Source organism: Cytobacillus solani (assembly GCF_001420595.1).
Classification (GTDB): Bacteria; Bacillota; Bacilli; order Bacillales; family Cytobacillaceae; genus Cytobacillus; species Cytobacillus solani.
Map to the genome: position 1 here is coordinate 2,447,725 of NZ_LJIX01000006.1, position 19,057 is coordinate 2,466,781.

General features: G+C 36.7%; 19 protein-coding genes. 12 read left to right on the forward strand and 7 right to left on the reverse strand.

Features of this window, described 5'->3' with window-relative positions; all coding sequences use genetic code 11:
* The first annotated feature begins 228 nt into the window (after positions 1-228).
* Together AN957_RS14060 and AN957_RS14065 are read left to right on the forward strand one after the other, a co-directional pair.
* A complete protein-coding gene (locus AN957_RS14060; RefSeq protein WP_053476108.1) occupies positions 229-828 on the forward strand; it encodes an SCO family protein in 600 nt (199 codons plus the stop codon).
* Positions 829-966: 138 nt separating this feature from the next.
* A complete protein-coding gene (locus AN957_RS14065) occupies positions 967-1,986 on the forward strand; it encodes a DUF3231 family protein (protein WP_056684702.1) in 1,020 nt (339 codons plus the stop codon).
* A gap of 61 nt (positions 1,987-2,047) precedes the next feature.
* Here AN957_RS14065 and AN957_RS28875 read toward each other — a convergent pair whose 3' ends face one another.
* Both AN957_RS28875 and AN957_RS14070 read right to left on the reverse strand, forming a co-directional pair.
* The gene (locus tag AN957_RS28875) at positions 2,048-2,182 is read right to left on the reverse strand and encodes a hypothetical protein (protein ID WP_256376271.1); all 135 of its coding nucleotides are present in this window, start codon (positions 2,180-2,182) and stop codon (positions 2,048-2,050) included.
* 141 nt (positions 2,183-2,323) lie between these two features.
* Complete coding sequence (locus AN957_RS14070; protein WP_053476110.1) at positions 2,324-4,690, reverse strand: penicillin acylase family protein; 2,367 nt, start codon at positions 4,688-4,690, stop codon at positions 2,324-2,326.
* A 230-nt stretch (positions 4,691-4,920) separates the two neighbouring features.
* Here AN957_RS14070 and AN957_RS14075 point away from each other — a divergent pair, with 230 nt between their 5' ends.
* Entirely contained in the window at positions 4,921-6,540 is a 1,620-nt protein-coding gene (locus tag AN957_RS14075) for an ABC-F family ATP-binding cassette domain-containing protein (RefSeq protein ID WP_056684705.1), read from the forward strand.
* 50 nt (positions 6,541-6,590) lie between these two features.
* On the opposite strand, the gene AN957_RS26935 is transcribed toward AN957_RS14075, so the two are convergent.
* The gene (locus AN957_RS26935; protein WP_075209152.1) at positions 6,591-6,728 is read right to left on the reverse strand and encodes a YuzL family protein; all 138 of its coding nucleotides are present in this window, start codon (positions 6,726-6,728) and stop codon (positions 6,591-6,593) included.
* 113 nt (positions 6,729-6,841) lie between these two features.
* On the opposite strand from AN957_RS26935, the gene AN957_RS14080 reads away from it, so the two are divergent.
* A complete protein-coding gene (locus tag AN957_RS14080) occupies positions 6,842-7,084 on the forward strand; it encodes a YkuS family protein (RefSeq protein ID WP_172797639.1) in 243 nt (80 codons plus the stop codon).
* 46 nt (positions 7,085-7,130) lie between these two features.
* Here the strand turns inward: AN957_RS14080 and AN957_RS14085 are convergent, their stop codons facing one another.
* Positions 7,131-8,063, reverse strand: coding sequence for a helix-turn-helix transcriptional regulator (locus AN957_RS14085; RefSeq protein ID WP_053476113.1), 933 nt, complete (start codon positions 8,061-8,063; stop codon positions 7,131-7,133).
* A gap of 119 nt (positions 8,064-8,182) precedes the next feature.
* Between AN957_RS14085 and modA the strand changes: the two genes are divergently transcribed.
* From modA to AN957_RS14100, 3 genes are all read left to right on the forward strand, one after another.
* Positions 8,183-8,998 (forward strand): molybdate ABC transporter substrate-binding protein, encoded by an 816-nt coding sequence (gene modA / locus AN957_RS14090; RefSeq protein WP_053476114.1) that lies wholly within the window; start codon positions 8,183-8,185, stop codon positions 8,996-8,998.
* A gap of 5 nt (positions 8,999-9,003) precedes the next feature.
* Positions 9,004-9,657: a molybdate ABC transporter permease subunit gene (gene modB, locus AN957_RS14095; RefSeq protein WP_053476115.1), complete on the forward strand. Its 654-nt coding sequence runs from the start codon at positions 9,004-9,006 to the stop codon at positions 9,655-9,657.
* 99 nt (positions 9,658-9,756) lie between these two features.
* Positions 9,757-10,209, forward strand: a complete 453-nt coding sequence (locus tag AN957_RS14100; protein WP_053476116.1) for a cupredoxin domain-containing protein — start codon at positions 9,757-9,759, stop codon at positions 10,207-10,209.
* Positions 10,210-10,248: 39 nt separating this feature from the next.
* Here AN957_RS14100 and safA read toward each other — a convergent pair whose 3' ends face one another.
* A complete protein-coding gene (safA, locus tag AN957_RS14105) occupies positions 10,249-10,875 on the reverse strand; it encodes a SafA/ExsA family spore coat assembly protein (protein WP_075209153.1) in 627 nt (208 codons plus the stop codon).
* 354 nt (positions 10,876-11,229) lie between these two features.
* Here safA and pflB point away from each other — a divergent pair, with 354 nt between their 5' ends.
* From pflB to AN957_RS14125, 4 genes are all read left to right on the forward strand, one after another.
* Complete coding sequence (gene pflB / locus AN957_RS14110) at positions 11,230-13,455, forward strand: formate C-acetyltransferase (protein WP_053476118.1); 2,226 nt, start codon at positions 11,230-11,232, stop codon at positions 13,453-13,455.
* 83 nt (positions 13,456-13,538) lie between these two features.
* Positions 13,539-14,267 carry a pyruvate formate-lyase-activating protein gene (gene pflA / locus AN957_RS14115; RefSeq protein ID WP_053476119.1) on the forward strand — a complete coding sequence of 243 codons (729 nt, stop codon included), beginning with the start codon at positions 13,539-13,541 and terminating at the stop codon, positions 14,265-14,267.
* Positions 14,268-14,508: 241 nt separating this feature from the next.
* On the forward strand, positions 14,509-15,441 hold the full coding sequence (locus AN957_RS14120; protein WP_245637788.1) for a hypothetical protein: 933 nt from the start codon (positions 14,509-14,511) through the stop codon (positions 15,439-15,441).
* 22 nt (positions 15,442-15,463) lie between these two features.
* Complete coding sequence (locus AN957_RS14125) at positions 15,464-15,685, forward strand: hypothetical protein (RefSeq protein WP_075209154.1); 222 nt, start codon at positions 15,464-15,466, stop codon at positions 15,683-15,685.
* Positions 15,686-15,967: 282 nt separating this feature from the next.
* Here AN957_RS14125 and nadE read toward each other — a convergent pair whose 3' ends face one another.
* Together nadE and AN957_RS14135 are read right to left on the reverse strand one after the other, a co-directional pair.
* A complete protein-coding gene (nadE, locus tag AN957_RS14130) occupies positions 15,968-16,792 on the reverse strand; it encodes an ammonia-dependent NAD(+) synthetase (RefSeq protein ID WP_056684711.1) in 825 nt (274 codons plus the stop codon).
* 11 nt (positions 16,793-16,803) lie between these two features.
* On the reverse strand, positions 16,804-18,279 hold the full coding sequence (locus AN957_RS14135) for a nicotinate phosphoribosyltransferase (protein ID WP_053476123.1): 1,476 nt from the start codon (positions 18,277-18,279) through the stop codon (positions 16,804-16,806).
* A gap of 172 nt (positions 18,280-18,451) precedes the next feature.
* On the opposite strand from AN957_RS14135, the gene AN957_RS14140 reads away from it, so the two are divergent.
* Positions 18,452-19,033, forward strand: a complete 582-nt coding sequence (locus AN957_RS14140; RefSeq protein WP_053476124.1) for a biotin transporter BioY — start codon at positions 18,452-18,454, stop codon at positions 19,031-19,033.
* Positions 19,034-19,057: the final 24 nt, after the last annotated feature.

The window sequence follows — 19,057 nt, forward strand, 5'->3', positions numbered from 1 at the left end:
CGATAGGTAACAGAAAAAAGGAACTTGACGGTTCCTTTTTTCTATTGATAACCTATCATGTTCTCAAACAATTCTGTATCTATTCCCCCCTCCACTCTTGGATATGGTAAAATAACGCCAAAATTTGAAATCTTTCATTGAAAAACCTATGATTGATATCACATGTTCACAGATTATCCATAGGATTTTCGGTTAGTTTTCATTATCCTTATAAAGGGAGGGTTAATAATGAAAAAAATATATATTATTTGCTCAAGTATTGTTGTTCTTGGAATTATCGCTGGTATTTCTTTTTTTATCATTCGTGACATGACTTCAAAGATTCCTGATAATATTTCACTTGTAACCATGCATAATGAAAACTATGAATTTTCTAAGTCAGACAAAAAATTAAAGCTTGTTGAATTTATGTACACACATTGCCCAGATATTTGTCCGACAACAACCCAAAGAATGAACCTTTTAAAAAACGATTTAGTTGCTGAAGGTGTTTTCGGGAAGAATGTTGAATTTTTATCTGTTAGTATTGATCCATACCGAGATACACCAGAAAAAATGATGAAATATATGAAAACATTTGACATCGAGGATGATGGCAATTGGACGTTATTGACAGGTGATCAAGAAAATATGAAACAAGATCAAAAGGAAATTCGTGAATTAGCAGAAACGTTCCAATTTCAATATCGTGATCCTGGCGATGGGTTCTATGTTCATAGTACTTTTGTTTTCTTAATTGATGAGAACAATAAATTTATTAAAAAGTTCCCAATGGGAGAAGATTTTAATAAGGATGACGTGTTTAAAAAGATCATGAAGGAAATTTAAAAAAGAAGTTCAAAGCGAGGGAAGAAAAATGGTTATTTTTCTTCCCTCGCTTTTTGTTTAACTTCTTATAACAAAGAAAAGAAGTTTGCATGGTTTTTCCATAAATCGGGGAAAATAGGTAAAAAGGAGGAAGATGTATTGGGTGAAAAAACTGAGATTGTTAAATTGACTTGTGCAGAAATTTCAAGCTTATGGGGAACATATATAAACGATAGTATGGTTATATGTGTGATAACTCATTTTTTGGAAACGGTGGAAGATCCAGAAGTAAAAATAATTCTTGAAGAAACCTTACAAGTAGCAATAAACCATAAGGATACTATTGAAGCTATATTTCTTAAAGAAAAAATTGTTGTGCCACAAGGATTTCGAGTAGAAAAGCATGTTGTCCCGAATGCACCAAAACTATTTTCAGATATTTTTTATTTACAATTTGTTCTGCAGTTAGCTAGATTTGGAGTCACCTCCCATACAACTGCTCTTACGCTGTCTGCACGAGAGGATATTTGTCAGATGTACCGTGACTTCATGGGGCATACTGCCCTGTTATATCAGCATGTCGTTCATTGTATGCAATCGAAGGGTGTATTTGTACGGATTCCTTTTATGACCTATCCACAAGAGGTTGATTTTGTCGACGAAAAAAATTTTTTAACAGGTTGGTTTGGCCGACGTCGAGCACTGTTAGGGATTGAGGTAACCCATTTAGTAATGAATGCGATAAATAATGAAGTGGGCAAAGCTACTTGTGTTGGTTTTTCACAAGTTGCAACAGAACCAGTGTTGCGAGACTATTTTCTTCGTGGGAAACATGTATGTTCACACCTCTTGAGTTCAATTCATGATGTACTTGAGGAAAGTGATGTACCGACAGCAATGTCATGGGATCAAAATGTGACCAATTCGACTAGTCCTCCATTTTCAGATCAACTTATGCTTTATATAGTAGGTGCCCTTTCCAATATTGGTATAGCTGCATATGGTTCTGGTATTTCAACAAGTATGCGCAGAGATATCGTTTCAATGTATTTAGGGTTTATGTCTAAAGCAGGGGCATATGGTGAAGATGGGATGAATTTAATGATTGAACGAAATTGGCTGGAACAGCCACCACAATTTGAGGACCGCGAAAAATTAGCTAAAAGAAATAATAAGTAGAATAAAGGCTGCCACTAAAATCCATTTTCATTGACATTAGTGACAGCCTCTTTTTGTTATTCTAATTTGTTGATGTAGTTAATCTTTTGTTCTGTGGGAGTGCAATCAGCATTTTTGATCTTGGTTTTGTAAAACTCACATTAATACCTGCTTTTTTTAAACGGGTTACTAATTCGACGAGTTGTTTTTTGGCCACAATAAAAACTCCTTTTTTATCCTGCCTGTATGGATTTATTGTACATGAAAAATATGAAAAAATTATGAACAATAGGTTGGTTTTTTAAAATTATTTAATAAGGATTTTGGCATATTTCACAAATTATTCAAAGATTATCCTTTATGGATTAAGTGTCAGTTCTTCTCCTTTTACATCTGTTAGATAGGTTTGATGATAGTCACCTTCAACCCACGCCCTCATCTGGTTGTGATACCATTTGCTTAAAGGATGTTCTGATTGGCCGGGACCGACTAGATGATAGCCTACGTTCATCTCCGCTGTATCAATAACAAATCTCCAAGAGCCTCCATGATTAACGGTGCCGTCTTCCTTATTTGCTGCTGCTTGTACAGTTACAGAGCTACCACCTACTGGAATGCTGCCTTCTTTATTAAATAAATAGTTTAATGGTTTGACACTAGATAATGAATGTGGGAAGTATATTTGATGGTATTCCCCCCACTTCCATTTAGCAAGCGTGCTTCCCTGAAGACTTTCGACATCCTTTAATGCCAGCTGTAAAGATTTATGCAATACATTAGAAAGTCCTCCGTTTTCCTTTATCCATGGGCCTTCATTGCCTTTTGCGGCTCTTCTAATTAATTCATCGACTGCTTGTTTTTGCCCTTTAAATAATCCTCTCATTTCCGTTGAAATTTCATCTTGAAATAGTACATCAGAAATTTTTTTCATCCAGAGATTAAAGATCAATGGTGCTGCTTCATCTTTACTATCTTGATAATCCCAATCTTTTAAAATAGCAATGGCCTCTTTCTCGTATCCTTTTAATGAAGCATCCAGATTTTCTAGTAGAATTGGAACGAACTCTTCTGCCTGTAAGTTTTTCTGATCCATCTGAAGAGCCATCATATCTTTGGATGTGAGTTTTTCCTTCGTCTTTAGGACTTCCTGAATCCTCATTTGACGATATGGTTGGGCCCAATCATTGCTAATATGGTAAGGATAGCTTTCATCAATGACTTTATTGTTTGCAGTTGAGATGAATCCGTCCTCTGGATTAACCGTTTTTGGAAGCTCCTCATAAGGAATATAGCCTTCCCATCCATATTCATCTGTCCACCCAGGAACCGGAAGAAGACCTTGACCTTGTTTACGAATAGGAATTTTTCCGTTTGCTTTATAAGCAATGGTTCCATCCTGAGAGGCAAATACAAAATTCTGAGCGGGTGTATGGAAAAGTTCAAGTGCTTTCTCAAATTGTTCCCAATCACTCGCTTTGTTCATTTCGACGATTGCCTCCAATTCAATGGAAGGTTCAAGAGCTGTCCATTGTAGAGATAAAACATCTTCTTTTCCGCTTTCTTCTGCAAACTCAGAAATAACTGGTCCATGACGAGTTATCGTTACTTCATATTCTATAGTTTCTTTTCCCTTTACCTTTATTGGCTCGTCTACTATTGTAGCTTCTACCCATTTGTCATTATAAAGAAACTCTTTTGGATTGTCTGGATTTCTTTTTTCGATATAAAGATCCTGGACGTCTGGTCCAGTATTTGTTACCCCCCATGCCACTTGATCGTTATGTCCTAATATAATACCTGGAATTCCCGCAAAAATAACTCCGCTTACATTCATTTCTGGTGACTGCAAATGCATTTGGTACCAGATGGAAGGTGTACTTAGTGATAAATGTGGATCATCTGCCAATAACGGTTTACCAGAAGCTGTTTTCACCCCGCTGACAACCCAGTTGTTGCTTCCGTTGAATTCTGGCGGAATAATTGCTGATGCCAGACTTTTTTCTATATCGAGCTTATCTGAGCTAATAATGTATGGTGCATCAGCTGGGTAAGACGGAAATAGATCATATGCTTTTTCCTCTGAAAAATTCTGCAGCAAATAATATCTAAATGCCTGGTTTTCCCAATGACCACCAAGATCATATGCCATGTATTTTCCGATGGTTAATGAATCAATTGGCTTCCATTCCTCTGGCTGATAGCCTAATAGCTTGAAGCCAATTGGCCATTTTCCGTTTTCTTCAAGTTCTTTCATATAAATATTTACACCTTCTGCAAACCAATTCAAAATTTCTTTTGCTTCATCGGAATATTGATCATATGAGGCTTCAGCAGCACGCTTTAATCCTAGTGTACGAAAATACTTATCATTTTCCACAGTTGCCTCTCCAATGACCTCGCTTAACCTTCCTGAGGCTTGCCGTCTGCTTAAATCCATTTGAAAGAGACGGTCCTGTGCCTGTATATACCCTTGTGCTATGTACAAATCACGTTCATTCTTAGCGAGAATATGCGGGACCCCGCTGTCATCTCGTGTTACTTTAACTGGGGATGAAATGGAGCCGATCGTTATTTCCCCCTTTGTCATTGGAAGTGATCGTGAAATATATAGATATAACGAAATGACCGTAATTACAATGATTGCAGCTAGGATAGCAAATGACCAAACGGAGATTTTCTTCCAATTGGTTTTTCGCTTGGTTTGTCTATTCTGAACGACTTCCATTTTGCTTTATTTCCTCCTTCTAATCTGCGAATAAATATTTACTTTCTTACTATAATTCGATACTTTCTTAACACTTCCTTCTAGTTATCGAAAATTTCTGATTTCTCTTTTGGTTTATTGCTCATTAAAGATGGATTGGCTATTATACAATACATTTCAATAATATTCGCGATTCGTTGAGGAAAATGTTATAATTTATAGGATTATGTTTTTTGGAGGAATATAAATAGATGATAACGGTAAGTAATGTAGGTCTTCGCTATGGCGATCGTAAGCTGTTTGAAGATGTGAATATTAAATTTACTCCCGGTAACTGCTACGGTTTAATCGGAGCAAATGGTGCGGGAAAATCAACCTTTCTAAAAATCTTATCAGGGGAAATAGAAGCCCAAACGGGTAATGTTCAGCTTGGACCTGGTGAGCGTATGGCGGTATTAAAACAGAACCACTTCGAGTATGAGGAATTCGAAGTATTAAAGGTTGTGATTATGGGTCATACTCGTCTGTATGAGGTTATGCAGGAAAAAGATGCGATCTATATGAAAGCAGATTTTACGGATGAAGATGGAATGAAGGCCGCAGAGCTTGAGGGTGAATTTGCTGAGCTTAACGGTTGGGAAGCTGAGTCTGAAGCAGCTATTCTTCTAAAAGGTCTAGGTATTGGAGAAGATCTTCATGATAAAAAAATGGCTGAATTATCTGGTTCTGAAAAAGTGAAGGTATTGCTTGCACAGGCATTATTTGGCAAGCCAGACGTTCTCCTTTTGGATGAACCGACAAACCACTTGGATATCAAAGCGATTCAATGGCTTGAAGAATTCTTAATCAATTTTGAAAATACAGTTATTGTTGTTTCCCATGACCGTCATTTCTTGAATAAAGTATGTACACATATTGCCGATCTTGATTATGGGAAAATTCAAATCTATGTTGGAAACTATGATTTCTGGTATGAATCCAGTCAACTTGCTTCAAGGATGGCTCAAGATGCCAATAAGAAAAAGGAAGAGAAAATTAAAGAGCTTCAAGCCTTTATTGCTCGTTTTAGTGCAAATGCATCAAAATCAAAGCAAGCAACATCTCGTAAAAAACTCCTTGATAAAATCTCACTTGATGATATTAAGCCTTCTTCTCGCCGATATCCATTTGTCGGCTTTACACCTGAACGGGAGATCGGGAATGATCTACTTCGTGTAGAAGGAATCAGCAAGACCATTGATGGAGTTAAAGTATTAGATAATATTAGCTTCATTATGAATAAAGATGATAAAATTGCACTTGTTGGAACAAATGAGATTGCAAAGACTACTTTATTTAAAATTATTGCTGGGGAATTAGAAGCGGATAGTGGTTCATTTAAATGGGGAGTAACAACATCTCAAGCCTATTTTCCGAAAGACAACTCCAAGTACTTTGAAAACAGTGATTTAAATCTTGTTGATTGGCTTCGTCAATTTTCACCGAATGACCAAAGTGAAAGTTTCCTTCGAGGCTTCCTAGGTCGTATGCTATTTTCTGGTGAAGAAGTTTTGAAGAAATCTAGTGTTCTTTCTGGAGGAGAAAAGGTTCGCTGTATGCTATCAAAAATGATGTTAAGTGGTGCAAATGTACTATTGCTTGATGAACCGACGAACCATTTAGACCTTGAGTCGATTACTGCATTGAATAATGGATTAATTAATTTTAAAGGGTCAATGATCTTCGCTTCCCATGACCATCAGTTCATTCAAACAGTTGCCAATCGGATTATCGAATTAACTCCAAATGGCATGATTGATAAACAAATGACATATGATGAATATTTAGAGAATGGGGATTTGCAAAAGCAAATTGCTGATATGTATAAATAAGAAATTTAATAAAAGAATGGAAGAAATCGGCGAGAGAGCCGATTTCTTTTTTATATATCCTGTTTCTTCTTTTTATGACGAGCTGAAGATGAGGCGAAATTACCTGTTTCTATATTCGTTGTCCCCTGCCCTTTTACTTCCGGGGAGCTCAATCCTGCCTTTGATGGATCCTTTTTACGCTTTCCCAATATGTATCACCTCCACCCTTACTTTTTGAATCTCTTTTCTTTTTTATACTTAAAAAAGTTGAATAATTGGGGGAGAGAAAAGGAATTATACAACATAGGAGGTGTGATTTATTATGAAAAAAATTGCAGTTGAACAATCGTTAACGAATGTTTCAGAGGCTCTTCGTGAAAAAGGATATGATGTCATCGATTTGAAATCGGCTGCCGATGCCGAAAATTGCTCCTGCTGTGTTGTAAGCGGAATTGATTCTAATGTAATGGGGATGCAGGACGTATCGACAAAAGCCCCAGTTATTGAGGCTAGCGGCTTAACAGCAGATGAGGTTTGTTCACAGGTGGAATCAAGATTACAATAAACATGATAAAAAGACTAAAGATTTTTCCTCTTTAGTCTTTTAATTTTTAAAACGTTTCATACATCACTTTTCCAGTTTCTGTAATATCATAATCACCCATTAAATGTATGTCTTTTTTCATTTCCCCTGAGCTTAGTATGTCTTTAATTTGTTGAATGATATCTTTATTCTCTTCCCTTTTTATTAACACAAGATCATATCGTTCTTTAATTAGAGGGATAAATTCAACTCCAACAATTTTTGCAGCCTTTTCAATCCCAATTCCTATATCTGCTTTTTCCCCAGCAATCGCTGATGCGATAGTTAAATGACTTGTTTCTTCACGATAATAGCCATTGACTTCACTTGACTTAATCCCATGAACTCTCAGCTGCTCATCCAATAGGATTCTTGCCCCGGAACCTCTTTCACGGTTAATAATTTTTACATCTTCTCTGTTTAAATCAGCCCATCCTTTTATGTTTTTCGGATTCCCGTTTTTTACATAGAGACCAGCCCATCTTGATAAAAAGTTAATGACAATAAACGGAAAACCCGTCAGGATTTTTTTTACGTATGGGATATTATATGTCCCTGTATCTCCATCAAAAAGATGGAGGCTCACTAAATCACATTGGTTATTATACATCGATATTAAACTGTTTAAGCTGCCGGAATATACACGTAAAGGACGCAGCTCAGTCTCCCCCTTTTCCAGCTGCTTGGCAAGTAAGTCTAATGCTAGGTCCTGCCCGCTAATTACAAAGGATTTCGGCTGGATTTCAGGAATGCTCTGTTTACTAACAGGTACTCTTATGCTCCCTCCTGTTTTCTTCCTATTTTTATATTCTTCTAAATCCTTCATATCCACTCTCATTTGCCTGCCGACCCGATAGGATGGCAATTCATTTTTTTTTATTAAATCATAAACAGTTAGCTTAGAGACTTTTAATAAGGAAGCAACTTCTTCAATTGTGTATGAAACATCATTATCAGACATAGAATCCATCCAATCATTTTTAATAATGTGATAAATATTACTGTTATAATTAGTTATAACTAATTATAATTAATTATAACTTGTTAAATAAAAATATAAATAGTTAGGATGATTGAAAAATGAAATGTAAAAGTTTAATGTTTATTCTGTCTTTGCTGTTCATGCTGATTATCAGTGGATGCTCAAATAAGCAAACAGATGATCCATCTAAAAAGACAGCAGATGCAGATATAGCAGAAACTGTAGAACTTACGGTTTCGGCTGCTGCTAGTCTAGAAGATGCGATGAATGAAATGAAGCCTCTCTTTGAAAAGGAAAACAAAAATATTAAGCTTTTCTTTAATTATGGCGGCTCAGGATCGCTTCAGAAGCAAATTATTCAAGGTGCCCCTGTTGATCTCTTCTTTTCAGCAGCGCAGGATCAATACAATGACCTTATAAAAAAAGATCTTATTGAAAAAACAAAAGGGAAAGATCTTTTACAAAATTCGCTTGTCTTAATCATACCAAAAGAATCAGATCATCGGGTAAAAGGTTTTAAAGATCTGACAAACTTTGAGGATGGAAAACTGGCCCTTGGTACACCAGAAGCGGTCCCTGCTGGAAAATATGGGAAACAAACGCTTGAAAATATGAATCTTTGGAATAAAATGGAGAATCAACTTGTCTTTGCAAAAGATGTGAGACAAGTGTTAACATATGTAGAAACTGGAAATGTCGATGCAGGGATTGTTTATAAGACCGATGCATTAATGTCAGACAAAGTTGAAATCGTTGAAGAAGCTAATAGCAATAATCACGATCCTATTGTTTATCCTGTAGGCATTTTGAAAGGAACGAAACATATGCAAGAAGCCGAAAACTTTTTTCAATTCCTTCAAGAGGAATCCGCTAAAAAAATATTTGAAAAATACGGATTTATTGTAATGGATTGATTGGAATGAATGATTCATTTTTTTTACCAGTACAACTCTCATTAAAAATTGCTTTCGTGTCACTTATTATTGTTTTTATACTTGGGATTCTCCTAGCAAAATTTATGGTTAAAAAGAAGTTTAAAGGGAAAGTCATCGCTGAAACAATCCTTTTGCTTCCTCTTGTGCTTCCGCCAACCGTTATTGGTTTTCTATTAATTGTATTTTTTGGGAATACAAGTCCTGTGAGTAAATGGATAGAGTGGATTTTCGACCAGCCAGTGATGTTTACTTGGTGGGCTGGTGTAATTGCGTCAACAGTTGTTGCTTTGCCACTTATGTATCAGTCTGCAAAAACAGGATTTTCAACTATTGATCCTGCTGTAGAAGAGGCCGCAAGAGTAGATGGAGCTGGAGAATGGAAAGTATTTCTTCTAGTGACAATGCCTCTTGCTTATCACTCTCTAATTTCTGGCGCCATACTTAGCTTTGCAAGAGCTTTAGGTGAATTTGGTGCCACATTAATGTTTGCCGGAAATATTCCTGGGAAGACACAAACGATGTCTACTGCAATTTATATGTCAATTGAATCAGGAAATATGAAGCTTGCGTGGCTTCTTGTTTTAACCATGATTTTAATTTCGTTTTTTATGTTACTTATTGTTACTAGAATTAAATAGTTTGATTAAATCAATGAAAATAATCATAAAGTAGACAAGTTCTCCCCCCCTCCCTGCATATCTATAATAATAGACAACCATTTGTAAGGGGGAGAAAAAATGCCATTTTTTGTGTTGAAAAAACGGTCCATTATTGTGTTTCTTATTTTAATTACTGTTGTTGCATCGGCATCTATTTGGTTAATTTTGAATACGGGTGCTGAAACAGTTTTTAATCAGGAAACGGAGGATGAAGTTCGTGAGATTCATATGGTTACAGGGGAATTTAATGCTACAATGCCCGATGGCAAAGAAATAGAATCATATCGCTGGGACCCTGGGACGATCTTTATGGAAAAAGGAGAAAAAGTGAATTTAATGATCTCTGGTGTAAATGGTGCAGAGCATCCTTTTTCTATTGAGGGAACAGATATTGAAGGCATAGTGAAAAAAGGCGAGGAAACCATTGTTCCACTTCAATTTAGAAAAGATGGAGTTTACCGGCTAATTTGTCATACACATCATGATAAATCACAAAACGGACCGATGATTGCATACATTGTAGTTGATTAATAGAAAAGGCACCGGAAAAAATCCGGTGTCTTTTTTATATTATCTAAAAATAAACATCTGTGTCCAATAATGACCATAGGAGCCGCCTTTTACATAACCGACGCCGATTTCAGTGAAAGTGCTTGAAAGAATATTTTTGCGATGCCCTTCGCTGTTCATCCATGCTTGAACGACTTCATATGGAGTAGCCTGTCCAGCTGCAATATTTTCTCCAGCCGAACGGTATGATATGCCGAAGCTCTTCATCATTTGGAATGGTGTTCCATAAGTTGGGGAGTTGTGGTCGAAATATTTTCGATCAATCATATCCTGAGATTTGTATCTTGCAACTCTTGCAAGCTCCCAATTTGATTTTAACGGGTTTAGTCCATACTTAGCTCTTTCCTGATTAACAAGCTGTACAACTTGATCTTCTACACTTGTTGTAGCTACTGATAAGCTTGGAATATTTACTTTTTGTCCCGGATAAATCATGTTAGGATTAGAAATTTGCGAGTTTGCATTGATAATCTCAGTAACACCTACTTGGTATTTAACAGCAATTTTCCACATGGTATCACCGGACTGTACAGTATGTATGGTAGAAGCGCTTGCATGAATAGAAAGTCCAAAGGCTAGAGCGACAGACAACAAAATAGTGAGTGAAATCTTTTTAATTGTTTTCATAATTCTATTAAACCAAACTCACTTACTCTATTAAACCGGTAAATGCTGCCTATTCATTTCGTCATTTTTCCATATTAGTTGTATTCTTCTTTTGGTAAAAGTTTAATCTTATTAATGATAAGTAGAATTTATATAACAGGGTTACTATTTTTTGTATCAGTTATAATACAGTCCATCAAGAATAGAAGGAGTAATTTTAACATTAACAAATTTACCTTCATCTAACCATTGATATATCAATGTTCACAATTCAGTCGAAAAGTTTGTGATTGTCTTCACTAATTATCTGTTATACTCAAATTGTAGATGTTCTTAGCACCTGTATCATACAACATTAACCCGAGGTGATTGACAATGGAACAATGGAAAGGCTTTAAAACTGGAAATTGGGAAAAAGAAGTAAATGTCCGTGATTTTATAATAAACAATTTCACTCTATACCTTGGAAATGAAAACTTTCTTGAAGGTCCAACTGATTCAACGACTTCCCTTTGGAATCAAGTGATGGAACTAACTAAGCAGGAACGAGAAAGTGGCGGTGTCCTTGATATGGATACTGAAATCGTTTCAACAATCACTTCACATGGACCAGGTTATTTAAATAAAGATAAAGAAAAAATTGTCGGCTTCCAGACAGAAATGCCTTTTAAACGCTCCCTTCAGCCCTATGGTGGTGTACGGATGGCAATTTCCGCCTGCGAATCCTATGGCTATGAAGCTAATAAAGAAATGGAAAAGATTTTTACTGAATATAGGAAGACACATAATCAAGGTGTATTTGATGCTTATACAGATGAAATGAAGCTTGCTCGTAAAGCCGGAATTATTACAGGTTTACCAGATGCTTATGGACGCGGAAGAATTATTGGAGATTACCGCAGAGTAGCGCTCTATGGTGTTGATGCACTAATTAAGGAAAAGAAAACAGATTTAAAAGCAACGAGCCGTGTAATGGCAGAAACGAATATTAGGCTTCGTGAAGAGATATCAGAACAAATTCGTTCATTGAAAGAATTGAAGCAGCTCGCATTGATTTATGGCTTTGATATTTCAGATCCTGCCAGCAATGCAGCAGAAGCATTTCAGTGGCTATATTTTGCCTACCTTGCGGCAATAAAGGAACAAAATGGTGCAGCGATGAGTCTTGGCCGTGTATCGACATTCCTTGATATTTATTTAGAAAGAGATCTTCAAAACGGTGTGTTGACTGAACAAGAAGCGCAAGAACTTGTCGATCATTTTGTTATGAAGCTTCGTCTTGTTAAATTTGCAAGAACACCAGATTACAATGAATTGTTTAGTGGGGATCCAACATGGGTAACGGAATCAATTGGCGGGATGGCATTGGACGGACGCCCTTTAGTAACGAAGAATTCTTTCCGGTTCCTTCATACTTTAAATAACCTGGGTCCAGCACCAGAACCAAATTTAACTGTTCTTTGGTCTGCGAAACTGCCTGAAAACTTTAAGGAATATTGTGCAAAAATGTCCATTGAGACAAGCTCTATTCAATATGAAAATGACGACATTATGCTTCCCGAATTCGGAGATGATTACGGAATTGCCTGCTGTGTTTCAGCGATGAAAATTGGTAAACAAATGCAATTCTTCGGTGCACGTGCCAATTTAGCGAAAGCCCTTCTCTATGCGATTAATGGAGGGAAAGATGAAAAGCTACATGCTCAAGTCGGACCTGAATATGCACCGATAACAGGAGAACTGCTTAACTACGAAGAAGTGATGAATAAATTTGATCATATGATGGAATGGCTGGCGGATTTATATATTAATACGTTAAATATTATCCATTTCATGCATGATAAATACAGCTATGAAAGAATTGAAATGGCGCTTCATGATTCTGATGTTATTCGTACAATGGCAACGGGTATCGCGGGGCTAAGTGTTGTTGCTGATTCATTAAGCGCAATCAAATATGGACAGGTAAAAATCGTTCGTGATGACAATGGTTTAGCAGTTGATTTCATTACTGAAGGTGATTATCCCAAATACGGGAATAATGATGATCGTGTAGACAGCATTGCGGTTGATATTCTTAAACGCTTTATGAAAAAACTGAAAAAGCATCAAACCTATCGTGATTCTGTTCATACATTGTCTATTTTAACAATTACGTCAAATGTTGTGTATGGAAAGAAAACGGGAAATACACCTGATGGACGACGTGCGGGTGAACCGTTTGCACCAGGAGCTAACCCAATGCATGGCCGTGATACGAAAGGTACACTCGCTTCCCTTTCTTCAGTAGCGAAGCTCCCCTATCAATATGCATTGGACGGTGTTTCAAATACTTTTTCGATTGTGCCTAATGCGTTAGGTAAAGATAATGAAAGCCGTGTTCGTAATCTCGTGTCTATACTTGATGGCTACACAATTAAATCTGGGCATCATTTAAATGTGAACGTCTTTAATCGGGAAACATTGGTAGATGCAATGGAGCAACCAGAATTATACCCGCAATTAACAATCAGGGTATCAGGTTACGCGGTAAACTTTATTAAGCTGACGAAAGAACAGCAGCTGGACGTTATAAATCGTACGTTTCACGAGACTATGTAATAAAAAAACGGAAGTAAAAATGTAATCGGTATCCTTGTCAAACTCTCATACTCACTTACCGTTCAAATGAAAGGAAGATTATCATGATCGGAAACATACATTCAATTGAAACATTTGGAACCGTTGATGGACCAGGCATTCGATATGTGGTATTTACACAGGGCTGTCTGCTCCGCTGCCAATTTTGCCATAATGCCGATACGTGGGAGATAGGCACAGGCAAGCAAATGTCTGTTTCTGAAATCATGTCTGATATAAAATCCTATCTTCCTTTCATTGAAGCATCTGGGGGTGGCATTACTGTTAGCGGAGGTGAACCACTACTACAAATCCCCTTCCTTATTGAACTCTTTAAGGAATGCAAGAATGCTGGGATTCATACCGCAATTGATTCATCAGGTGGCTGTTATTCCAAGGCACCGTTATTTCAAAAACAATTAAAAGAGTTAATGCAATATACTGATCTCGTTCTACTCGACTTAAAACAGATTGATAAAGAGAAACACAAAAGGCTGACTGGTTTAACCAATGAACATATCTTATCATTTGCTTGGTACTTATCTGACCATGAGGTACCGGTTTGGATTCGCCATGTACTTGTTCCAACCATTTCAGATGATGAACAGGACTTAAAAAAACTAGGTGAGTTCATCCGTTCATTAAAAAATGTGCAGAAGGTTGAAGTCCTCCCCTACCATAAGCTTGGTGTATACAAATGGGAAGCGCTCGGTCTAGACTATCCTTTAAAAGAGATCGAGCCGCCAAACAAAGAAAAAACTGCAAGGGCTCTCCGAATCCTTACAAAAAGCTAACACACTTTTCTAAAATGCAGCATTTGGCCATTGCTGCATTTTTGTTTTTCTTCTTCTTCAAATACAGTATAATTAAATGGAAGGAGTGGTTATATTTGACAAATGAAAACACAAAAAAACTAAAATTCTTCTATTTTTCATTTTTATTAGTTTCATACTCGCTGCTAATTATATTTTATTTAGAATACCAGTATTAGGTCCAGTTCCCAGTGGTGCGGTTATTGGATCTATACTCGATTTCATGATTGTGATTCCTTTGCTTGCATACTTTTTTATCATCCGGAAGAGATATTCACTTAAGTACTTGGGATTCGTAATTGCTGCCTCTTATGGGGCTGCTTACTTTATTATTCCGAATGAGCATTTTTCTCAATATTCCTTTTTGCCATATATTGTTTTCCTTTCGGAAGGACTGCTCATTCTAGTTGAACTCTTCATTCTTTACAAGGTTATATCCAAGTTACCTAGACTTATTAGAAATTATCGGTCCATTTCAAATCAAGATTCACTTTTTCAATTAAATGTTAAGAGAACTGTTAAAAATCATTTGCCGAATAATCGTCTAATCGCTGTGTTCTTGTCGGAGTTATCCATATTCTATTATTCCCTCTTTGCTTGGCGAAAAAAGGTAAATATTCAAAATGGTCATTCCTATACTTATCATAAAAAGACGAGTGTTAATGCCGTTTATATTATGCTCATTCATGCGACAGTCATTGAATCGATTGGCTTCCATTATTTTCTTCATCAATGGAATGAAATGGCTTCTTACATTCTTCTATTTCTTAATTTATATGCCATTCTATATTTTCTGGCTGAAATTCATGCGATTCGTCTTACCCCTTTTGTTCTCTCAAAAGATTGTCTTCTCCTTCAACCGGGCTTTTCCAAAAGCATGGAGCTTCCTTTAGAAATAATAAAAGAAATTAAATATTACGATGGACCGGAAAAGTTGAATAAAAAAGAGCTGAATGAGCTATTTGATGCAAGGGTAATCGATTTTTTTCAAGAAAAGCCACAATTTGAAATAAATCTAAAGGAGCCTCAAGTGGTGAACTTCGCTTACGGGATAAAAAAGGAAGTTAAATGTATCATTTTAAATGTTGATGATCCAGATGGTTTTTATCAAGCTATTCAAAAAAGAATCGTGATGGTTGAAACTGTTTCTGAGTAAACGGAAAACGGGATCATTTTTAATGGGGGCAACCTTCTCTATTTCGTTTTGTCCGACGATGTTCTCACTATTCTTTTTTGGGCTTATGCCTTTAGTTTTGAATTCATCTTATGGAGCCTTTCTTCCTCCAATTTTTGCGATTGGCACCTCTGTCCCACTTATCGTTTTTTTAATGATCATTTATGTATTGGGCATTGACGGAGGCTTAATGAGGAAAAATAAGAAAATTGATCAATTTATTTAAAGGATGACGGGTTTGATTCTATTGTTGATTGGCATCATGGATTCAATTACATATTGGGTATGAGAAATGCGCAAGCACCTTGGTCATCGCTGTACGAACTGGAAGGACCGGTTTTTTCGATATAGGAGACACAATGAGTGAAGCGAATTGATGTCGACTTATCGTAGGGAGAGGACCTGAAGTTTGATAGGCGATAGGACGCTTGTGCTAGACATTTCTCTAACTTCAAGTTTATACTTTCTTATCTTTTTAAAAAAACGCTTGGATCCCCAAGCGTTTGCTTTATTTCCACCACCCATCAAACATCGATGCTGGAATTTGCCTTTTATGTTCGGTAATTAAATAGCGTTTTTCAATTTTTTCAGCGACAACTGCAGATACTTGCTTCCCTTCAAGGTAATCATCTAATTCTTCATATGTAATTCCTAGCTCAGTTTCATCTGCTTGTCCTGGTTTTTCATCAAGAAGGTCGGCAGTTGGTACTTTTAAATACAATCTTTCATCCGCATTTAATTCTTTCAGCAGTGCTTTCCCCTGTCTTTTTGTTAATCCTGTTAATGGGGTGACATCCGCCCCTCCATCCCCATATTTTGTAAAAAATCCTGTGATCGCTTCTGCAGCATGATCTGTTCCAATAACTAGCAGTCCTTTTTCTCCGCCAAAAGCGTATTGGGCAATCATTCTCATTCTTGCCTTTACATTCCCCTTCTGATAATCACTTAACGGCTGGCTTTGGATACTAGAGTTAAATTCTTTTTGGACCTCATCGACCGCTGCTTTAATATTAAATATATATTCGTAATCAGCTTTAATAAAGGATAAAGCTAACTTAGCATCGGTTTCATCTGCTTGTACACCATAAGGAAGACGGACTGCAATAAATAAAACGTCACTATGCCCCTCATTACGGAGTTCCTCAACCGCCAGCTGTGCTAATCTTCCGGCTAGTGTGGAATCCTGCCCACCGCTTATTCCAAGGACATACCCTTTCGCTTTTGTACGAATGAGATACTCTTTTAAGAAGTCAATTCGTCTTCTAACTTCGTTTTTTGGATCAATAGCTGGATTTACATGCAGGCTTTGCATGATTTCTTTTTGTAAAGTCATTTCTCTTCCCCCTATTTTTTCTTTTCTAAATACTCTTTTACCTTTTGTTTAACCATATCAATATGCTTCATTTTATTGTCCCAACATTTTTGACTTAAGTCGACTGGATACTCTTCTGGATTTAATGATCTTCGATACTCTTCCCATAAGAGATTTAAATTTCCCCTCGCATATTGCTGAATGGATGAAAGTGCTGGCAATGAATATACACGTTTTCCATTAAAAAAGATATCTTTATGGAGCTCTTTTGCTTCAAAATCTGTAACGAATTTCTTGATATATGTATGAACAGGATGGAACATTTTCAGACGTTTTTCTTCTTGTGGATTCTCAAAATCTAAAGCAATGTAATCCCCTTCAGATTTTTTGAATTTTTTATTTATGATTCGATACACTCTTTTTAGTCCGGGTGTTGTAACTTTTTCAGGATTGCCGCTGATTTTAATTGTGTCTACCATTTCTCCTGCTTCATTTTCTATTGAAACAAGCTTGTAAACCGCTCCAAGTGCAGCCTGATCATACGCAGTAATCAATTTTGTTCCAATTCCCCATACATCAATTTTCGCACCTTGCCCCTTTAAATTCAAGATTGTATATTCATCTAGATCATTAGAGGCGATAATTTTCGTTTGATAGAAACCTGCAGCATCAAGCATTTTCCTGGCTTCCTTTGATAGATAAGCAAGGTCACCGCTATCTAGCCGAATACCGACAAAGTTAATCTTATCCCCCAGCTCTTGAGCTACTTTTATGGCATTTGGTATTCCGGATTTCAATGTATCATATGTATCTACAAGAAATACACAATTTTTGTGTCTTTCAGCATACTTATGAAAAGCTGTATATTCATCACGGTATGCTTGTACGAGTGCATGTGCATGTGTACCAGAAACAGGCATGCCAAATTTCTTCCCAGCTCTTGCATTTGATGTGGATTGAAAGCCGCCAATATAAGCAGCCCTTGCTCCCCAAATGGCAGCATCCATTTCATGTGCCCGTCTTGTTCCAAACTCCATCGCTATTTCCTCACCAACGACTTCTTTAATTCGCGCGGCCTTCGTTGCAATTAATGTTTGATAATTAATAATGTTCAACAAGGCTGTTTCAATTAATTGTGCCTGCGCAAGCGGTGCCTCTACTCGCATAATTGGTTCATTCCCGAATACTAGCTCCCCTTCTTCTAAAGAACGAATGGAACCTGTAAATGTAAGGGAGCGTAAATATTCAAGAAAATCTTCTTTATAATGCAATTCATCACGTAAATAGGCGATATCACTGTCTGAAAAACGGAATTGCTCAATAAATTCAATGACTCTTTCTAAGCCAGCAAATATGCTATATCCATTCCCAAAGGGAATTTTACGAAAATAAACTTCAAAGACTGCTTTTTTATTATGAATATGGTCATTCCAATACGTTTCTGCCATATTAATTTGGTATAAATCTGTATGTAAAGAAAGACTGTCATCATTATATGATGTGCTCATAAATTTACCTCCCCTTGTAAGCGATTAGTATTGTTATATTACCCTGAAATAAGTATGATTACACAAGCCATGTTACATCAAGGAAAAAGAGCTTGACAAAAGATTAAGAAAATATTATTTTAATATTGTTAACTCTATTGTATTTATAGTTAACATAGAGAGGAGTACGGAGATGACAAATCAGCAACTGAAATTAAGATCTATGATTGTTACTGCATTATTCGCTGCTATTATCGGTGTTTTGGCACAAATAACAATTCCCCTCCCGCAAGTTCCGATAACTGGACAAACACTGGCCATCGGATTAGCTGCAACGATTCTCGGTTCCCGCTATGGAACGCTTTCAGTTTTACTATATTTAATCATTGGTTCAACTGGTGTACCTGTATTTGCAGAACTTTCAGGTGGAATTTCTAAATTGGTTGGACCAACAGGTGGCTTTTTAGTTGGTTTTGTACCAGCAGCATTTATCATAGGCTTCTATATGGAAAAAACAAGTTTTACTTTTAAAAATGCAATGATTGCAAATACAATCGGGATGATCATTACTTTAGCATTTGGAACCACTTGGCTAAAAATATCAGCGGATCTTACATGGACAATGGCTTTAGCTGGCGGGTTTACTCCGTTCCTCGTAGTTGGTTTGATTAAAGCAGCACTTGCATCATGGATCGGCATCATCATTCGAAAAAGATTAGTTTCTGCAAAGCTCTTATTTTCCACTCATCCTAATATTAAGCAAGAATCACTATAAAAGTAAGGGGCTGTTGATCAACAG

What these genes read in the sequence shown, in the direction of transcription:
- pflB (WP_053476118.1), top strand. Translation starts at nt 11,230, where the DNA reads ATGGAACAATGGAAAGGCTTTAAAACTGGAAATTGGGAAAAAGAAGTA.
- nadE (WP_056684711.1), bottom strand. Translation starts at nt 16,792, where the DNA reads ATGACTTTACAAAAAGAAATCATGCAAAGCCTGCATGTAAATCCAGCT.
- modA (WP_053476114.1), top strand. Translation starts at nt 8,183, where the DNA reads ATGAAATGTAAAAGTTTAATGTTTATTCTGTCTTTGCTGTTCATGCTG.
- AN957_RS14070 (WP_053476110.1), bottom strand. Translation starts at nt 4,690, where the DNA reads ATGGAAGTCGTTCAGAATAGACAAACCAAGCGAAAAACCAATTGGAAG.
- AN957_RS14125 (WP_075209154.1), top strand. Translation starts at nt 15,464, where the DNA reads ATGGGGGCAACCTTCTCTATTTCGTTTTGTCCGACGATGTTCTCACTA.
- pflA (WP_053476119.1), top strand. Translation starts at nt 13,539, where the DNA reads ATGATCGGAAACATACATTCAATTGAAACATTTGGAACCGTTGATGGA.
- AN957_RS14075 (WP_056684705.1), top strand. Translation starts at nt 4,921, where the DNA reads ATGATAACGGTAAGTAATGTAGGTCTTCGCTATGGCGATCGTAAGCTG.
- AN957_RS14140 (WP_053476124.1), top strand. Translation starts at nt 18,452, where the DNA reads ATGACAAATCAGCAACTGAAATTAAGATCTATGATTGTTACTGCATTA.
- modB (WP_053476115.1), top strand. Translation starts at nt 9,004, where the DNA reads ATGAATGATTCATTTTTTTTACCAGTACAACTCTCATTAAAAATTGCT.
- safA (WP_075209153.1), bottom strand. Translation starts at nt 10,875, where the DNA reads ATGAAAACAATTAAAAAGATTTCACTCACTATTTTGTTGTCTGTCGCT.
- AN957_RS14135 (WP_053476123.1), bottom strand. Translation starts at nt 18,279, where the DNA reads ATGAGCACATCATATAATGATGACAGTCTTTCTTTACATACAGATTTA.
- AN957_RS14060 (WP_053476108.1), top strand. Translation starts at nt 229, where the DNA reads ATGAAAAAAATATATATTATTTGCTCAAGTATTGTTGTTCTTGGAATT.
- AN957_RS14100 (WP_053476116.1), top strand. Translation starts at nt 9,757, where the DNA reads ATGCCATTTTTTGTGTTGAAAAAACGGTCCATTATTGTGTTTCTTATT.
- AN957_RS14120 (WP_245637788.1), top strand. Translation starts at nt 14,509, where the DNA reads ATGATTGTGATTCCTTTGCTTGCATACTTTTTTATCATCCGGAAGAGA.
- AN957_RS14080 (WP_172797639.1), top strand. Translation starts at nt 6,842, where the DNA reads ATGAAAAAAATTGCAGTTGAACAATCGTTAACGAATGTTTCAGAGGCT.
- AN957_RS14085 (WP_053476113.1), bottom strand. Translation starts at nt 8,063, where the DNA reads ATGTCTGATAATGATGTTTCATACACAATTGAAGAAGTTGCTTCCTTA.